The sequence below is a fragment of the Streptomyces sp. NPDC036813 genome (assembly GCF_055609245.1).
Window position 1 is genome coordinate 49,847 of sequence record NZ_JBVJPV010000002.1, and the last position, 15,721, is coordinate 65,567.

16 protein-coding genes and 1 pseudogene are annotated in these 15,721 nt (G+C 72.3%); 11 read left to right on the forward strand and 6 right to left on the reverse strand.

Translation table 11 applies throughout. The features are described 5' to 3' along the window. Positions 1-213 precede the first annotated feature (213 nt). A complete protein-coding gene (locus ACZ67Q_RS04260) occupies positions 214-1,674 on the forward strand; it encodes a hydrolase (RefSeq protein WP_471176164.1) in 1,461 nt (486 codons plus the stop codon). A 441-nt stretch (positions 1,675-2,115) separates the two neighbouring features. Here ACZ67Q_RS04260 and ACZ67Q_RS04265 read toward each other — a convergent pair whose 3' ends face one another. After that, complete coding sequence (locus ACZ67Q_RS04265; RefSeq protein WP_471176166.1) at positions 2,116-2,556, reverse strand: SPW repeat protein; 441 nt, start codon at positions 2,554-2,556, stop codon at positions 2,116-2,118. Positions 2,557-2,753: 197 nt separating this feature from the next. Here ACZ67Q_RS04265 and ACZ67Q_RS04270 point away from each other — a divergent pair, with 197 nt between their 5' ends. The 7 genes from ACZ67Q_RS04270 (at position 2,754) to ACZ67Q_RS04300 (ending at position 8,859) form a co-directional block, all read left to right on the forward strand. Continuing rightward, a complete protein-coding gene (locus ACZ67Q_RS04270) occupies positions 2,754-2,831 on the forward strand; it encodes a putative leader peptide (protein WP_352346049.1) in 78 nt (25 codons plus the stop codon). Positions 2,832-3,049: 218 nt separating this feature from the next. After that, positions 3,050-3,604 (forward strand): NADPH-dependent FMN reductase, encoded by a 555-nt coding sequence (gene ssuE / locus ACZ67Q_RS04275; protein WP_471176169.1) that lies wholly within the window; start codon positions 3,050-3,052, stop codon positions 3,602-3,604. Positions 3,605-3,672: 68 nt separating this feature from the next. Continuing rightward, positions 3,673-4,815 (forward strand): LLM class flavin-dependent oxidoreductase, encoded by a 1,143-nt coding sequence (locus ACZ67Q_RS04280; RefSeq protein WP_471176172.1) that lies wholly within the window; start codon positions 3,673-3,675, stop codon positions 4,813-4,815. A 144-nt stretch (positions 4,816-4,959) separates the two neighbouring features. Continuing rightward, on the forward strand, positions 4,960-5,313 hold the full coding sequence (locus tag ACZ67Q_RS04285) for a YciI family protein (RefSeq protein ID WP_471177668.1): 354 nt from the start codon (positions 4,960-4,962) through the stop codon (positions 5,311-5,313). Further along, positions 5,310-6,497 carry an RNA polymerase sigma factor gene (locus ACZ67Q_RS04290; RefSeq protein WP_471176174.1) on the forward strand — a complete coding sequence of 396 codons (1,188 nt, stop codon included), beginning with the start codon at positions 5,310-5,312 and terminating at the stop codon, positions 6,495-6,497. Before ACZ67Q_RS04285 ends, ACZ67Q_RS04290 begins: the two co-directional genes overlap by 4 nt. 69 nt (positions 6,498-6,566) lie before the next feature. Beyond that, positions 6,567-7,886 carry an aldehyde dehydrogenase family protein gene (locus ACZ67Q_RS04295; RefSeq protein ID WP_471176177.1) on the forward strand — a complete coding sequence of 440 codons (1,320 nt, stop codon included), beginning with the start codon at positions 6,567-6,569 and terminating at the stop codon, positions 7,884-7,886. A 58-nt stretch (positions 7,887-7,944) separates the two neighbouring features. Then, on the forward strand, positions 7,945-8,859 hold the full coding sequence (locus ACZ67Q_RS04300; RefSeq protein WP_471176179.1) for an aldo/keto reductase: 915 nt from the start codon (positions 7,945-7,947) through the stop codon (positions 8,857-8,859). Here ACZ67Q_RS04300 and sph read toward each other — a convergent pair. The 3 genes from sph to ACZ67Q_RS04315 form a co-directional block, all read right to left on the reverse strand. After that, a complete protein-coding gene (gene sph / locus ACZ67Q_RS04305) occupies positions 8,847-9,686 on the reverse strand; it encodes a sphingomyelin phosphodiesterase (RefSeq protein WP_471176182.1) in 840 nt (279 codons plus the stop codon). The genes ACZ67Q_RS04300 and sph overlap by 13 nt on opposite strands. A 262-nt stretch (positions 9,687-9,948) precedes the next feature. Continuing rightward, the gene (locus ACZ67Q_RS04310; protein WP_471176184.1) at positions 9,949-10,941 is read right to left on the reverse strand and encodes an alpha/beta hydrolase; all 993 of its coding nucleotides are present in this window, start codon (positions 10,939-10,941) and stop codon (positions 9,949-9,951) included. Beyond that, the gene (locus ACZ67Q_RS04315) at positions 10,938-11,858 is read right to left on the reverse strand and encodes a zinc-binding dehydrogenase (protein WP_471176187.1); all 921 of its coding nucleotides are present in this window, start codon (positions 11,856-11,858) and stop codon (positions 10,938-10,940) included. The genes ACZ67Q_RS04310 and ACZ67Q_RS04315 overlap by 4 nt, the downstream gene beginning before the upstream one ends. Before the next feature lie 89 nt (positions 11,859-11,947). On the opposite strand from ACZ67Q_RS04315, the gene ACZ67Q_RS04320 reads away from it, so the two are divergent. Beyond that, positions 11,948-12,886, forward strand: a complete 939-nt coding sequence (locus ACZ67Q_RS04320) for a LysR family transcriptional regulator (protein ID WP_471176190.1) — start codon at positions 11,948-11,950, stop codon at positions 12,884-12,886. Between the two features lie 80 nt (positions 12,887-12,966). On the opposite strand, the pseudogene ACZ67Q_RS04325 reads toward ACZ67Q_RS04320, so the two are convergent. Then, positions 12,967-13,422 (reverse strand): annotated as a pseudogene (locus tag ACZ67Q_RS04325) (pyridoxamine 5'-phosphate oxidase family protein); the annotation flags it as partial. A 150-nt stretch (positions 13,423-13,572) separates the two neighbouring features. Between ACZ67Q_RS04325 and ACZ67Q_RS04330 the strand changes: the two are divergent. Then, the gene (locus tag ACZ67Q_RS04330) at positions 13,573-13,965 is read left to right on the forward strand and encodes a VOC family protein (protein ID WP_471176192.1); all 393 of its coding nucleotides are present in this window, start codon (positions 13,573-13,575) and stop codon (positions 13,963-13,965) included. A gap of 69 nt (positions 13,966-14,034) precedes the next feature. Then, entirely contained in the window at positions 14,035-15,099 is a 1,065-nt protein-coding gene (locus ACZ67Q_RS04335; protein ID WP_471176195.1) for an adenosine deaminase, read from the forward strand. A gap of 47 nt (positions 15,100-15,146) precedes the next feature. Here ACZ67Q_RS04335 and ACZ67Q_RS04340 read toward each other — a convergent pair whose 3' ends face one another. After that, entirely contained in the window at positions 15,147-15,647 is a 501-nt protein-coding gene (locus ACZ67Q_RS04340; RefSeq protein WP_471176197.1) for a mycothiol transferase, read from the reverse strand. Positions 15,648-15,721 lie beyond the last annotated feature (74 nt).

Genomic DNA, 15,721 nt, shown 5'->3' on the forward strand with positions numbered 1-15,721 from the left:
CCCAACTGCACTGACGACACGGCGCGGACGACCATGACGTACGAAGGCTCGGCGACCTGATCCGCCGGACCGCGCGCTCTGTTCACCGCCCCGTCATGCCATGTACCTTTCAACTGTCTCCACGCGTGTAGAACACTCCCGCTCGGCTCTTCTCTACGCGCGGAGATCGGCGCCCCCACGCCTTCTCTCCCCCCTCACCCGGAGGTTCGCCGGATGTCCGGATCGACCAGACCCCGCCGCACGGTCACCACCGTCCTCGCCGCCCTCGGCCTGTGCCTCACCGGAGCAGCGCTGCAGACCGGTGCCACGGCCACCCCGGCCCACGCGGCCACCCCTCACCGCGTCCTGTTCGACAACGCCCACGCCGAGACGGCCGGCAACGCCGACTGGATCATCTCCACCAGCCAGCCCGACCCGCTGGGTCAGGACGCCACCCCGTCCGCCGAGACGGACTGGACGGGCGCCCTGTCCTCCTGGGGCGTGGCGCTGCAGAAGACCGGCGACTACAGCCTGAAGACGCTGCCGTCCGGCTCGAGCCTGAGCTACGGCGGCACCTCGGCGACGGACCTGTCCCAGTTCGACACCCTGGTCCTGCCCGAGCCCAACACGCTGTTCACCAGCGCCGAGAAGACGGCGATCATGAACTTCGTCAAGAACGGCGGCGGTCTGTTCATGATCTCGGACCACACCGGGGCCGACCGCAACAACGACGGCCAGGACGCCGTCGAGATCCTCAACGACCTGATGACGAACAACAGCGTCGACTCCACCGACCCGTTCGGCTTCTCCATCGACGCGCTGAGCATCAGCTCCGACCACCCGGCCGCGATCAGCGACGCCACCGACCCGGTGCTGCACGGTTCCTTCGGCACCGTCACCAAGAGCCTCATCGCCAGCGGCACCACCGCAACCCTGAAGCCCGCCGACAACCCGAGCGTCAAGGGCCTGCTCTACCGCACCGGTTACTCCGGCAACACCGGGGCGTTCTTCGCCACCAGCACCTTCGGCAGCGGCCGCGTCGCCTTCTGGGGCGACAGCTCGCCCATCGACGACGGCACCGGCCAGTCCGGCAACACGCTCTACGACGGCTGGAACGACACCAGCGCGACCGACGCCCCGCTCGCCCTGAACGCCACCGCCTGGCTCGCCGGCGCGGGTACCACCGGCGGGGGCGGCACCGGCGGGGGCGGGACCGGCACCTGCACGGCGGCCCAGCTGGTCGCCAACCCCGGCTTCGAGTCCGGCGCCACCGCCTGGACCGCCTCCAGCGGGGTCGTCACCAACGACACCGGCGAGGCCGCCCGCACGGGCTCCTACAAGGCATGGCTGAACGGCTACGGCGCCGCCCACACCGACACCCTCGCGCAGTCCGTGACCATCCCCGCCGGGTGCGCGAACGCCACCCTGAGCTTCTACCTCCACGTCGACACCGCCGAGACGACCACGACGACGGCCTACGACACGCTCAAGGCGCAGGTCGTCAACAGCAGCGGCACCGTGCTGTCGACCCTCGCGACCTACTCGAACCTGAACGCGGCGAGCGGCTACACCCAGCGCAGCTTCAGCCTCGCGGGCTACGCCGGGCAGACCGTCACGATCAGGTTCACCGGCACCGAGGGCTCCACGCTCCAGACCTCGTTCGTCCTCGACGACACCGCGCTCAACGTGAGCTGACACCAGAAAGGGCGGTCCCGTCGGACCGCCCTCCCGGTGGACATGCCCTCCCGCGCAGCGGGCCGGGCGTCGGGCGTGGCGCCCTGCTCCCGCTGGTCGCCGCCGTCAGGCTGCGGGACCTCCGCCGGCGCCTCGCCGACCCACGACCTCCACGCGCTTGACCCCGTGTGGACCGTGCGCGGGTGCGACCGAGGCGATGGCCCCGGCGCAGGTCCCGGCGGCGGGTGCCGGTTCGGCGGCGAAAGCGCCGGTGGCCGACGCGCCCAGGGCGGCGGTCAGGCCGGTACGCATCAAGAACTGTCCTTCGACAGGGGCCGTTCCGGGGTGTGCCCGGCGGCGCACGCGAAGGGCCGGTCCGCGTCGTGCGGACCGGCCCGTGTTTCCTTCACCTTCTTCTTCTGCGGTGCCTCACTTGATGGTCCGGTTGTCGCCGCCCGGACGTCACGGCCGGGGCGCGCTCCTCGCCGCCGTACCGGCGCACAGCATGCCGAGCACCAGCGCCAGGGCGCCGATGACGATGTTGTTCACCACCACGCCCGTGTCCGGGCTGCTGCCGACGACCCACGGGGCGATGATCATCCAGATGCCCAGGGCGCACATCGCCCAGCTCAGGCCGTACATGCGCTCGGGGGCGCGGGTGAAGCCGAGGGCCAGCAGGCCGATCGCGATCCCGATGATGAGGTTGTGTGTCACGAGCGGGGGCTGGCTGGCCGTGTAGTGGACGATCCACGGGGACACGGCGCAGTACAGCCCGAGCAGGAACACCGGTCCGTCCACGAGTGCCACATCACGACCGCCGAGCATGCGGGCGTAGCGTGCCTGCATCTCGGAGACGTCCGGGTGAGTGGTGATGTCACCCCTGCCGTGCGAGAGGTTGGCCATGACTCGTCTCCTTCGACTGGCCGGCCGACCGCGTCCGAGGCGGAGGGCGGTCGACGCCGCTCCGTCCATTTTGATCTTATTTCACCTTTATGTGTAGAGGTCGCAAGGGGTAGCGGCCCGCTCGGTCCGCGATGCGAGAACGACCGGGATTTCCTTGACGGTCCTCGTCCGCTGCTGCCACGATCCATGGCATGACCATGCGACTGGACCTCACGCGGCGACGCCACGTCGACCTCGCGCGCGTCTCCAGCGCCTCCTGTCGCCCCGCGGCCTGACTCTCCGCCGCGCCTCTTTTCCTCACCAGCCGGCTGAGCCCGGCTTCCCGCCGCCTGCCCTGATTCCGGCGTGTCCGCGTTTCCCTGTCACCGCCCCCTCGCGCACCCGCCCGAGCACCCCCGCGTACTCGGCGACCGGGCCGCCCGACACGCGTGCACGCCCGCCACCGCGCACCCGCGCAGCTCCGCCACCGGAGCTTTTGCACGAAAGAGGACCCATGGCCACCGTCCTGTCCGTCTCCGGCAGCCCCTCCGCCTCCTCCCGCACCGCCCGTCTGCTGCGCCATCTCGACCAGCGGCTGGCCGCGCAGGGCCACGACGTCATCCCGCTCGACGTGCGCACGGTCCCCGCCGATGCCCTCCTCGGCGCCGACTTCCGGCACCCGGCGATCGTCGAGGCCGCCGAACTGTTCGCCCGCGCCGACGGGGTCGTCGTCGGCACACCCGTCTACAAAGCGGCGTACTCCGGCGTGCTGAAGGCGCTGCTGGACCTGCTCCCGCAGTACGCGCTCACCGGCAAGACCGTCCTGCCCCTGGCGACCGGCGGCAGCACCGCACACGTCCTGGCGCTCGACTACGCGCTGCGCCCGGTGCTGAACTCCATGGGCGCCGCGCACATCGTCCCGGGCTGGTTCACCCTCGACAAGGACATCACCGTCCGCGAGGACGGCTCGGTGACCGTCGCCCCGGCCACCGCGGAGGCCCTGCAGCAGGTCGTCGACCAGTTCGGGGCGGCCCTGCACCGCATCCCCGTCCTGGCCGCGGCGAGCTGACCACCCCGCCCCACGGCCACCCTCAGCCCCGCCGCGCCGGTCCGGCTTTCGCGAACGGAGAAACCCCCGTGTCCCTCACCTTCCACTGGTTCCTGCCCACCAACGGCGACAGCCGCGATGTCGTCGGCGGTGGCCACGGCACCCCGGCGACCGCCTCCGGCCGGGACCGGCCGCCCACGGTCGGCTATCTGAGCCAGATCGCCCGCGCCGCCGAGGACCTCGGCTTCGTCGGTGCGCTCACCCCGACCGGTGCCTGGTGCGAGGACGCGTGGCTGACCACAGCGATGGTCAGCCAGAACACCGAACGGCTGAAGTTCCTCGTCGCCTTCCGGCCCGGCTTCGTCTCCCCGACGCTCGCCGCGCAGATGGCGTCCACCTTCCAACGGCACACCGGCGGACGGCTGTTGCTCAACGTCGTCACCGGCGGCGAGAGTCAGGAGCAGCGCGCCTACGGCGACTTCCTCGACAAGGACGCCCGCTACCGCCGTACCGGCGAGTTCCTGGAGATCGTGCGGGACGTGTGGGAGGGCAAGAGCGTCGATCTGCACGGCGAGCACTTGCGGGTCGAGGCCGCGTCGCTCGCCCGGCTGCCCGACCCCGTCCCGCAGGTGTACTTCGGCGGCTCCTCCCCGGTCGCGGGGGAGATCGCCGCCTGCCATGTGGACGTCTACCTCACCTGGGGCGAACCGCCCGCGCAGGTCGCCGAGAAGATCGCCTGGATCAGGAATCTCGCCGCCCGGCACGGCCGCACCCTGCGCTTCGGTATCCGGCTGCACGTCATCACCCGTGACACCGCAGCACAGGCGTGGGCCGAGGCGGACCGGCTGCTGTCCGGCTTCGACCCCGAGACCGTGCGCGCGGTGCAGAGCGGGCTCGCCCGCAGCGAGTCGGAGGGCCAGCGGCGGATGCTCGCGCTGCACGGCGGCGGCCGCGACGGCCTGGAGATCCACCCCAACCTGTGGGCCGGCATCGGCCTGGTGCGCGGCGGCGCCGGCACCGCGCTGGTCGGCAGCCACGACGAGGTCGCCGAACGCATCAAGGAGTACGCGGCCCTCGGCATCGAGGAGTTCGTGCTGTCCGGCTACCCACACCTGGAAGAGGCGTACTGGTTCGGTGAGGGCGTACTGCCGCGGCTGGCCGCACAGGGGCTGTGGCGCCACCCGTCCGCCCCGGCGTCGCCGCCTGCCGCGCGGGTGCCGTTCACGAGCTAGGCGACGCGCGGCACCGGCTCCGGTACCGGCACCGGCACCGGCACCGGCGTAAGTTTTTCGCGATTCCTTCGGCCCGGGTGTCGATCCGGGCCACGGTCGTTCGTGTAGGAGGTGAGACAACCCCACGAGGCCGAGGAGGCCGTCATGACGTACTACCTGCTCAGCGTGATGCAGCCGGGCGGCGAGCCGCCCGCGCCCGAGGTGCTCGCCGAGATCGGCGCGAACCTCGAGGCCTTCCACCAGGAACTGCGCCAGGCCGGCGCCTGGGTGTTCGCCGGGGGACTGCACGGACCGGAGTCCTCCACCGTGCTGCGCCCCAAGGGCGGCGACGTGCTGATCACCGACGGCCCGTACGCCGAGGGCAAGGAGCACCTGGGCGGCATCTGCCTGATCAAGGCGCCCGATCTGGACGCGGCCCTGGACTGGGGTCGCAAGGCCGCCCTCGCGACCACCCTGCCGATCGAGGTCCGGCCCTTCATGGGCGAAGCGGACCGATGACCGCAGACGTCGAGTCCGTCTTCCGCGCGGAGTACGGCCGCGCGGTCGCCGTCCTCGTCCGCTTCCTCGGCGACATCGACCTCGCCGAGGAAGCGGTGCAGGACGCCTTCACGGTGGCCCTGCGGACCTGGCCGGCCAAGGGCGTGCCGCCGAGTCCCGCCGGGTGGATCATCACCACCGCCCGCAACCGCGCCGTCGACCGGCTGCGGCGCGAGGCGACACGGGACGCCCGGCACGCCGAGGCGGCCCGGCTGTACGCCGCCGAACCGCCCGCCGAGGAGGGCCCCGTGCGCGACGACCGGCTCCGTCTGATCTTCACCTGCTGCCACCCCGCGCTCGCCACGTCCGCCCAGGTCGCGCTCACCCTGCGGCTGCTCGGCGGTCTCGGCACCGAGCAGATCGCGCGCGCGTTCCTGGTCCCCGAGCCGACGATGGCCCAGCGCCTCGTGCGCGCCAAGGCGAAGATCCGCAACGCCCGCATCCCGTACCGCGTGCCCCGCGACGCCGACCTGCCCGACCGCCTGCGCGGGGTGCTCGCCGTGGTCTATCTGATCTACAACGAGGGCCACGCCGGCGATCCGGGACTGTGCGCCGAAGCGGTACGGCTGGGCCGCCTGCTGGCCGACCTGATGCCGGACGAACCCGAGGTCACCGGCCTGCTCGCGCTGATGCTGCTCACCGAGTCGCGCCGTCCCGCGCGCACCGGCGCCACCGGCGCCCTGATCCCGCTGCCCGAGCAGGACCGCTCGCGCTGGGACCGCGCGCTGATCGCCGAGGGACAGGACCTGGTCCGCCGCTGCCTGCGCCGTAACCGGCCGGGGCCCTACCAGATCCAGGCCGCGATCAACGCCGTGCACAGCGACGCACGAACCGCCGAGGCCACCGACTGGGCTCAGATCCGGCAGTTGTACGACCACCTGATGACCCTCGCGCCGAGCCCGGTCGTCGCCCTCAACCGCGCGGTGGCCGTCGCCGAGACCGAGGGCGCCGAACCCGCGCTGGCGCTGGTGGACGCCCTGGACCTGGCCGGCTATCACGTATTCCACGCCGTACGCGCCGACCTGCTGCGCCGGCTGGGGCGTACGGCGGACGCCGTGCGGGCGTACGACCGGGCCCTCGCGCTCGCCGCGGACCCCGCCGAACGCGGCTACCTGGAGCGTCGCCGCGGGGAGCTGGTCCGGTGACCTCCGTCACCTGCGGGAATTCATTTCGGTACCTGAAAGGTTGGCAAATGCATCCACCGAGGAGGCATTGTGAACCAGACCCCCGAGCAGATCAGCGCCACCGTCGCCCGGCTGCGCGCCACCTTCCGTACCGGTCGCACCAAGCCCGTCGCCTGGCGCACCGCCCAGCTGCACGCCCTGCGCGCGATGCTCACCGACCAGGGCGCCGAACTGGCCGCCGCCCTTAACGCCGACCTCGGCAAGAGCGAGCCGGAGGCCTACCGCACGGAGATCGACTTCACGGTCCGGGAGATCGACCACACCCTCGACCACCTCGACGACTGGCTGCGCCCCGAACCGGCCCCCGTCCCTGCGCACCTCGGCGCCGACGCCACCGCCTGGACGCAGTACGACCCCCTCGGCGTGGTCCTCGTCATCGCCCCCTGGAACTACCCCGCCCAACTCCTGCTCGCCCCGCTCGTCGGCGCTCTCGCAGCCGGCAACGCCGTGGTCGTCAAGCCGAGCGAGCTGGCCCCCGCCACCTCCGCCGCGCTGGCCCGGCTGCTGCCCGCGCACCTCGACACCGACGCGGTCGCCGTCGTCGAGGGCGGCGTCCCGGAGACCACCGCCCTGCTCGCGGAACGGTTCGACCACATCTTCTACACCGGCAACGGCACCGTCGGCCGCATCGTCATGCGCGCCGCCGCCGAGCACCTCACCCCCGTCACCCTCGAACTCGGCGGAAAGTCCCCGGCGTTCGTCGACGCGGGCACCGACCTCGACGTCGTCGCCGACCGGCTGGTGCGCGGCAAGTTCCTCAACGCCGGCCAGACCTGTGTCGCCCCCGACTACGTCCTGACCGACCCCACCACGGCCGCCGCCCTCGAGACGGCCCTCGCCGCCGCCGTCGAGAAGATCTACGGCACCGACCCGCAGACCTCCCCGCACTACAGCCGCATCGTCAACCACCGCCACTTCGACCGGCTCACCGCACTGCTGGACTCCGGGCGTGCGGTCGTCGGCGGCGACAGCGACCGTGACGCCAAGTACATCGCGCCGACCGTCCTCGCCGACGTCGACCCCGCGTCCCCCGTGATGCGGGAGGAGATCTTCGGCCCGATCCTGCCGGTCGTCACCGTGTCCGGCCTGGACGAGGCCATCGACTTCATCAACGACCGGGACAAGCCGCTCGCCCTGTACGTCTTCTCCGACTCCGGAGACACCCGCCGCCGCATCGCCGACGAGACCTCCTCCGGCGGACTCGGTCAGGGCCTGCCGCTCGCCCATCTCACCGTCTCCGACCTGCCGTTCGGCGGCGTCGGCGAGAGCGGCATGGGCAGCTACCACGGCCGGTACTCCCTTCAGACCTTCAGCCACCGCAAGGCCGTCCTGGACAAGCCGCTCGGCTGAGCCGCGGCCCGCGCAGCGCGAGGAACGGTCCGCGAGACCACACAGATAGGATCCGCCGATGACCACGGAAACGATCACCACAGACCGGGCGGGCACCTGGAAGCTCGGCGACCTCACCGTCAGCCGCGTCGGCTTCGGCGCGATGCGGCTGACGGGCAGCGCGGCCTTCCACCACGGCACCCCGAGCGACCGGAACCGCTCCATGGCCGTGCTGCGCAAGGCGGTCGAGCTCGGTGTCGACCACATCGACACGGCCGCCTTCTACTTCTCCTCCCTGCGCTCCGCGAACGAGATCATCAACAGCGCGCTGTCGCCGTACCCGGAGAACCTGGTGATCGCCGCCAAGGTCGGGCCGTTCCGCACGTACACGGGGGAGTGGGGCACCCCCGCGCGGCCCGAGGAACTGCGCGGGCATGTCGAGGAGAACCTGCGCCAGCTCGGCCGCGACCACCTCGACCTCGTCTACCTGCGCAGGATGAGCCAGGAGTCGATCAGCGAGCACTTCGGCGCCCTCGCCGAACTGCGCGAGGCCGGTCTGATCCGCCATTTGGGCGTCTCCAACGTCGAGGCCCGGCACCTCGCCGAGGCGCGGGCCATCGCGCCGGTGGTGTCCGTGCAGAACCGCTACGGGCTCGACCACCGCACCCCGGAGAGCGAGGAGGTGCTGCGGCTGTGCGGCGAGGCGGGCATCGCCTTCGTGCCGTTCTACGCCGTCGCCGGTCAGGCCGGCGAGCAGGGCGCGACCACCGCGCACGACGACGCGGTCCTCGACGTCGCCCGCGCCCACGGCGCGAGCCCGGCGCAGGTCCGCCTCGCCTGGACGCTGCACCAGGGCCCCCACGTGCTCGCCATCCCCGGCACCGGCAACCCCGGCCACCTCGCGGAGAACGTGGCCGCGGGAGCCCTGCGCCTCACCGACGACGAGCTGTCACGGCTGAACGCCCTCAACGGGCAGGAGTCTCAGCCCGCGTAGCCGGTCACCGGGTAGTGGTCGGAGAGATTCGTGTAGGTGTAGTCGGTGCCCCAGCTCGACACCGTCCAGGGCGCCGACTGCTCCTTGACCACCTCGTTCTTCCATCCCGCAGGCCGGGCATGCCCCGTGCGGTACAGGAGGTGGTCGAGGTCCTCGCGCGGGTCGTCGGGATAGCGGTAGTGGGCGATGGAGTTCTCCCGCGTGTCGAAGGAGTACGGGTGGCCGATGCGCGCGTCGGCCCCGACGAGATCGGCGTCGGCGAGCATCGAGCCGTACTCGGCGCTGCGCGAGTCGACGTTCATGTCGCCGACGACCAGCACCTCCTCGTTCGCCGGGATGTTCTTCGCGTCGAGGAAGGCGTCGATCGTCTTGAACTGCCGGCTGCGCACCGCCGCGGCCTCGCCCGCAGCGCAGCCCGGGTCCGTGGACTGCGTGTGCGTGCCGACGACGTGCACCTTCGCGCCGTTCACATTCAGCACCACATACGCGAAGCCCTTGTCGGACCACCAGTCCGCCCCGCAGGCGTCCTTGTAGACGTACTGCTCCTTGTGCAGGAGCGGCCACTTGCTCAGCACGGTGACGCCGCCGTCCTCCGGCGTCGTCGACGAATACGCACCGCCGGTCGCGTCCCAGCCGTCCTTGCCGCGCCCCACCACCGGGGTCTGGTACGGGTATTCGGCCGCGGCGGCGCTCTTCAGCGCGTCGGAGGCGGAGTTGTCGAACGCCTCCTGCAGGACCACGACGTCGTTGCCGTGGAAGAAGGACGCCTTCGGGATCTCGGCGGCCCGGTGGTCCTGGCCCCAGTTCGGGTAGAGGGTCTTGCTCATGAGGAAGGTGTTGTACGTCAGCACCCTCAGCGACGGCGCGGGATCGGCCGCGGCCGCGGGTGCCGCGCCGGCCAGTGCGGCGGCGCACGGCTGCGCCCAGGGTGCGGCGCGGTGCGGGAAGCGTCACTGGATCTCCCTGTGGATGAAGGGCGTTGAGTGGCGCGGGCCATCAAACCACCGGGAATTACCACCGGGTAACCCCCAGGAGAGCACCTTGTGACGCCCGAGCGGCTGTCGCCCCCTGGTGCTCAGGCGCGGTGCCTCATGCGGGTGCGTCCGTCAGTGCGTGCGTGAGGTGGTCGGTGACATGGGGCAGCCAGTCGGGCCGTGCGTTGCCGAGGAGGTGGTCCCCGTGGGGCACGGACAGGTAGGTGCCGCGCGGCGCCAGCCGGGCCAGCGGCTCGCCGTTCATCACGCCGGGGATGACGTCCCGGCCCCCGTCCACGACCAGCAGCGGGGCCGTGATGCGCGGTGCCAGGTCGGTGAGGTCCACCTGGCGGGCGAAGTCGCGCCCGGCGTCGGCCCCTCCGGAGCGCCGGGCCATGATGTCCCGCACCGGCAGGGGCAGTTCGTCCCAGTCGAGACGGAAGGGGCCGCTGACGGTGGCGACCGCCGCCACCCGCCGCTCCAGGGCCGCGGCCCGGGCCGCGAACCAGCCGCCCAGACTGAGACCGACGAGCCCGACGCGTGCGACGCCGAGAGCGTCGACGACCCGGCCGACGATCCGTTCGTAGTCCGGTGCAAGGGTCGTGGTGGCGGCGAGGACGCCCTGCCCGGGACCGTCCATCGCGAACACCGCCAGACCTCGGGCCAGCAGTGCGGACACCACGCCGAGGAACTCCTCCTTGGCGGAGTCCAGGCCGGGGACGACGACCACGGTGCCGGGGGCGTCCGAGGGGCCGCGCAGCCACCCGGTGAATCCCTCACCGCTCACGCGCCGCGCATCGGGCTCCAGCACGGTGAGCGCCCGGCTCAGCGCGTCGTCCGCCTCGGCGGCGGCACGGCTCGCCTGCGCGTAGGGCGCGAGCGTGGCGAGGTGGAACCAGCGGGCCGCCATCAGCAGATGCTCCCCCGCGGAGACGGACGATCCGGCGTTCTGCGCGCGCCGCAGGTAGGCCCGCCCGGTGCGCAGGAAGGACGGCCCCCAGTCGGCGACGGAGGTGAGGGCGTCCGTGACGCGCCGGTACTCGTGGGGATCGACGCCCGCGCCCGTGGCACGGGTCCACTGGGCCGCGGCGAACTCCGATGCCTTCATCGTGCTCCTCCCGTCAGCAGGACGGCCTTGCCGCGAATCCGGCGCTCCCGCAGATCCACCAGTGTGTCGGCGGTCCGCGTCCAGTCGGCGACCCGGCCGATCTCCGGATGCAGCCGCTCCTTTTCCACCAGGCGTACCAGCGCCGCGAGATCGGCGCCGTACGGGGCCCCGGCGTAGTGGAAGTGCTGGATCGTGACGCGTTCGGGCCCGCTCAGCAGGTCGAAGAAGTCGAGGGTCACCGGGGTGCGGCTCGCCTGGCCGAACCAGACCAGCATGCCCCCCGGACGGACCTTCGCCAGGGCCACCGGCAGATCCGGCCCACCCGTGGACTCCAGCACGACGTCGAACGGCCCGTGCGCCGCCGCCACCTCGTGCACCACCTGCGCGCCCAGCTCCGCGAGCCGCTCGCCGCGCACCGGCGTGGCCGTCACGGCGGTCAGCTCGGCGCCCGCCCCGACGGCCAGCTCGGTCACGTAGTGGCCGACCCCGCCCGAGGCGCCGGTCAGCAGCACCCGCCTGCCGGCCAGGGAACCGGCCGTACGCAGCAGCCGCAGCGCAGTGATCCCGGCCAGGGGCAGGGCCGCTGCCCGTACGCACTCGACGCTGTCCGGGAGCACCGCGAGGGAATGCGTGGCCACGGCCGCGTACTCGGCCCAGCCGCCCTGCGGCGGATGCCCGACCACACGGGTGCCGATGCCGGGGCCCGAGCCGTCGGCTGCCGCCTGCACGACGAGCCCCGCGATGTCCTTGCCGGGCAGCAGCCCCGGCCGAGGATGTTCGAGCAGGAACGTCTCACCCCGGTTGGGCGCGAACGCCTCCACCTTGACCAGTGCCTCACCGGGCTCCGGGAAGGGCTGGGGGACCTCGGCGAACACGACCGGACGTGCGGCGTCCCACGTGGGAATCAGTCTTCGCATGCCGGGAATCCAACCGTCGCGGCTGTCCCGCCATCCAACAACCCCCGGGCAGCACCGACAACTTCGGGTTGTCGCCTAAGGTGAGGGCGATGGATCTCGACATGGCGCAGGTGCGCGCCTTTGTGCGCACCGCCGAAGAACTGCACTTCGGGCGGGCGGCGGCAACGCTCGCCATCTCCCAGCAGGCGTTGTCCAAGAGGGTCGCGCGGCTGGAATCCCTGCTCGGCACCGAGCTGTTCCGGCGCGACGGCAACGGGGTGCGCCTCACCGACGCCGGCCGGCGTTTCCTGTCGCCGGCCCGGCAGACCCTGGCCGCGGCGGACGCCGCGATCGCGGCGGCCCTGGGGAAGGACCGTCCCCTGCGGGTGGACGTCTTCGGGCACCTCTACGCGCCGATGCGGACGCTGGCCCAGGTCGCCGGGCGGACCGGGGAACTGGTGCTGGGGCACGGGCGCGACCTGCCGTCGGTGACCGCGGCCCTGCTGGACGGCGACGTCGACGCGGCCTTCGGCCGGGTCCACCCCCCGCTGCCGCCGGGACTGGCACACCGGCTCATCCGCCTGGAGCCGGTGGACGCCGTACTCGGCGCTGACCATCCCCTCGCGGCCGAACCGGTGCTGCGCCCCGAGCAGTTGAGCGGCAGCCTGCTGTGGGCTCCCGGCCCGCTCGACCGGCTCGACTTCCTCCACCAGTTCGCCGAGCGGTTCGCCATCCGGACCAGCGGCACGAGCATCAACCTGGGCCTCGCCCACTTCCTCGCCGAGGTGGCGCAGCAGCCCGACCGCTTCTCGCTGCTCCCCGCCGACGTCCCCCTGCCGGACGTCCCCGGCGTGCGCTGCGTCCCGCTGGTCGACCCCACGCCGGTGTACGCCTGGTCCCTGCTGTGGCGCGCCGGCGACGGGCATCCGGGACTGGCCGGCCTCATGGCCGCCTGCGCCGGGCAAGCGGGGCGGAGCCGGTGGCTGGAGTACGACCCGGCACGCGACTGGCTGCCCGAGCCACCCGCGAACGCCCCGGGCGGATCGTAGGCCCCGGTCACCGGCTGATGCGGCGCCGCGGCCCGGGGCCTGGCGGGACCGACCTGGAACCCGGTGGAGACGGCCGTCTGGATCACCCACACGCCGTCGCGCATCAGATGCCGTCCCGGCAACTCGTGAACGCCCCCCCATGCCTGGACCGCGACCGGCCGCACCCGGAAGAAGGCGTACGACGCGCTGTCCCCCCGGGGATCCCCGCCCGTCCGCTCCCTGTACGCCCCGACCGCAGCCGACGGCACCTCGGCCGCGCCGTAGGTCTCCACCTCCCCGTCGATGAGCACCACGTCCTCGGTGTCGCCGAACGCCAGCCGGGCGCGTCGGCCGTCGCGGAGATTGCGGCCGGTCGGGTTGGTGAGCCGGGTCGACATCCACAGTGACTCGCCGTCCCAGACGAACCACAGCGCCACCAGGCACGGCAGGCCCCCGGCGTCCGCCGTCGCCACCCACACGTCCCGCTCCCGCTCCAGCCGCGCCAGCACGTCCCGGTGCCGGCGCGCCGCGTCCCGGGGCCCATCGGTGATCTTCATGGCAGGGACCGTAACCGCCGGCTGGTGCCGGCACCTCGGGTCCCGGTCCGGGCCGGGGCAGGGCTGTCGTCCTAGGTCCGCGAAGGCGACTGGCGTCCACGACGTTTTACGTATAACCTCTCCCGCTAACCACCCGGACGGAAGGTTCCGATGAGACGCATCGCCCTGGTCACCCTCGTCGTCGACGACTACGACGAGGCGATCCGCTTCTACACCGAGGCCCTCGGCTTCCGTCTCGCCGAGGACGCCCCGCGCCCCGACGGCTCCCGCTGGGTCGTCGTCGAGCCCGGCGCCGGGACCCACGGCACCGGCCTGCTGCTGGCCAGGGCCAAGGGCGAGGCGCAGGCGGCCCGCGTCGGCGACCAGACCGGCGGGCGCGTCGGCTTCTTCCTGCACACCGACGACTTCGCCCGCGACCACGCCCGCATGGCGGCCGCCGGTGTGACCTTCCTGGAGGATCCGCGGCACGAGCCGTACGGCACCGTCGTCGTCTTCCAGGACCTGTACGGCAACCGCTGGGACCTGCTCCAGCCCGCCGGCTGAGGCCGTGGGCCCTGCTGCCCGATCCAGGCCCGCATCTTCCGAACCACCCCGCTCGAGGAAAGACTCGCCATGACCGCTACGCGCGTAGACGCCGATGTGATCCGTCGCCTGCCCAAGGTCGTCCTGCACGACCACCTGGACGGCGGCCTGCGCCCCGCCACTGTCGTGGAGCTGGCCGCCGAGATCGGCCACACGCTGCCCACGACCGACCCCGACGAGCTGGCCGCCTGGTACTACGAGGCCGCGAACTCCGGCGACCTGGTCCGCTACATCGCCACCTTCGAGCACACCCTCGCCGTGATGCAGACCCGCGAGGGCCTGCTGCGCACCGCCGAGGAGTACGTCCTCGACCTCGCCGCCGACGGCGTCGTCTACGCCGAGGTGCGCTACGCCCCCGAGCTGAACACGCAGGGCGGGCTGGCCATGAGCGAGGTGGTGGAAACGGTCCAGGAGGGCCTCGCCGCCGGTATGGCGAAGGCGGCCGCCGCCGGCACCCCCGTCCGCGTCGGCACCCTGCTGTGCGGCATGCGCATGTTCGACCGGGTCCGCGAGGCCGCCGACCTGGCCGTCGCCTATCGTGACGCCGGCGTCGTCGGCTTCGACATCGCCGGGGCCGAGGACGGCTTCCCGCCCGCCGACCACCTCGCCGCCTTCGAGCACCTGCGCCGCGAGAGCGTGCCGTTCACCATCCACGCGGGCGAGGCGCACGGCCTGCCCAGCATCCACCAGGCCCTCCAGGTGTGCGGCGCCCAGCGCATCGGACACGGCGTGCGGATCACCGAGGACATCGTGGAGGGCAAGCTCGGCCGTCTCGCCTCCTGGATCCGTGACCGCCGCATCGCGCTGGAGATGTGCCCGACGTCCAACCTGCAGACGGGCTGCGCCACCTCCATAGCCGAGCACCCGATCACCGAGCTGAAGAACCTCGGCTTCCGGGTCACCCTCAACACCGACAACCGTCTGGTGTCCGGCACGACGATGACCCGCGAGATGTCCCTGCTGGTGGAGCAGGCCGGCTGGACCCTCGAGGACCTGCGCACGGTCACGGTGAACGCGGTCAAGAGCGCGTTCATCCCGTTCGACGAGCGCAAGACCCTCATCGAGGACGTGATCCTGCCGGGCTACGCGCTGTAAGGTCCCGCGACGTCCGGATGATCCGGGCGACACGGCCTGGAGCAGGTCTAGAGCAGTCCGCGGACGTAGGCGGCCTGTCCGACGTGCTGGAGATCGTCGGACAGGACGCTGACCAGGCGCACACCGAGGGTGACCGGCGGGTCCCAGCGCTCGTCCACGACGCGCTCCAGGTCCTTGGCGGCGAGCGTGCGCAGGGCCGACAGGGTCTGTTCGTGCACGGCGTCGTAGTAGCCGGTGAGCAGATCGGGGGAGTCGACACGCACCTTGGCGACCTTGGCCGAGGTGTGCCCGTACCCGGTGTCCTTGCGGGGCAGGTCCAGGCCGAACCGTTTCTCCCAGTCCTGGCTCAGCCACACCTGGTCGAGGCCGAAGGCGTCGGCGACGTGGTCGTCCTGGACCCGGGTGAGATGCCAGATCAGCCAGGCGATGGAGTTGGCGTCGGCGGAGGGGCGGGCGGTCAGCTGGTCCGGGCCCAGCCCCTCGACGGCGGCATGGACTTCTTCCCGGATGCGGCCGTAGCCGTCGATGAGGATGTCCTTCGCATGCATACGTCCACCATCGCGCACGCCGCCCCGCGGCGCTCCCCGTTTCCGGATCACGCGGCGCCGCCGGCCGGCGGTGT

Excerpts from the sequence above, each read along its gene's own strand:
- ACZ67Q_RS04340 (WP_471176197.1), bottom strand. The coding sequence starts at position 15,647 with ATGCATGCGAAGGACATCCTCATCGACGGCTACGGCCGCATCCGGGAA.
- ACZ67Q_RS04265 (WP_471176166.1), bottom strand. The coding sequence starts at position 2,556 with ATGGCCAACCTCTCGCACGGCAGGGGTGACATCACCACTCACCCGGAC.
- sph (WP_471176182.1), bottom strand. The coding sequence starts at position 9,686 with ATGAGCAAGACCCTCTACCCGAACTGGGGCCAGGACCACCGGGCCGCC.
- ACZ67Q_RS04330 (WP_471176192.1), top strand. The coding sequence starts at position 13,573 with ATGAGACGCATCGCCCTGGTCACCCTCGTCGTCGACGACTACGACGAG.
- ACZ67Q_RS04335 (WP_471176195.1), top strand. The coding sequence starts at position 14,035 with ATGACCGCTACGCGCGTAGACGCCGATGTGATCCGTCGCCTGCCCAAG.
- ACZ67Q_RS04310 (WP_471176184.1), bottom strand. The coding sequence starts at position 10,941 with ATGAAGGCATCGGAGTTCGCCGCGGCCCAGTGGACCCGTGCCACGGGC.
- ACZ67Q_RS04290 (WP_471176174.1), top strand. The coding sequence starts at position 5,310 with ATGACCGCAGACGTCGAGTCCGTCTTCCGCGCGGAGTACGGCCGCGCG.
- ACZ67Q_RS04320 (WP_471176190.1), top strand. The coding sequence starts at position 11,948 with ATGGATCTCGACATGGCGCAGGTGCGCGCCTTTGTGCGCACCGCCGAA.
- ACZ67Q_RS04260 (WP_471176164.1), top strand. The coding sequence starts at position 214 with ATGTCCGGATCGACCAGACCCCGCCGCACGGTCACCACCGTCCTCGCC.
- ACZ67Q_RS04315 (WP_471176187.1), bottom strand. The coding sequence starts at position 11,858 with ATGCGAAGACTGATTCCCACGTGGGACGCCGCACGTCCGGTCGTGTTC.
- ACZ67Q_RS04270 (WP_352346049.1), top strand. The coding sequence starts at position 2,754 with ATGCGACTGGACCTCACGCGGCGACGCCACGTCGACCTCGCGCGCGTC.
- ssuE (WP_471176169.1), top strand. The coding sequence starts at position 3,050 with ATGGCCACCGTCCTGTCCGTCTCCGGCAGCCCCTCCGCCTCCTCCCGC.
- ACZ67Q_RS04300 (WP_471176179.1), top strand. The coding sequence starts at position 7,945 with ATGACCACGGAAACGATCACCACAGACCGGGCGGGCACCTGGAAGCTC.
- ACZ67Q_RS04285 (WP_471177668.1), top strand. The coding sequence starts at position 4,960 with ATGACGTACTACCTGCTCAGCGTGATGCAGCCGGGCGGCGAGCCGCCC.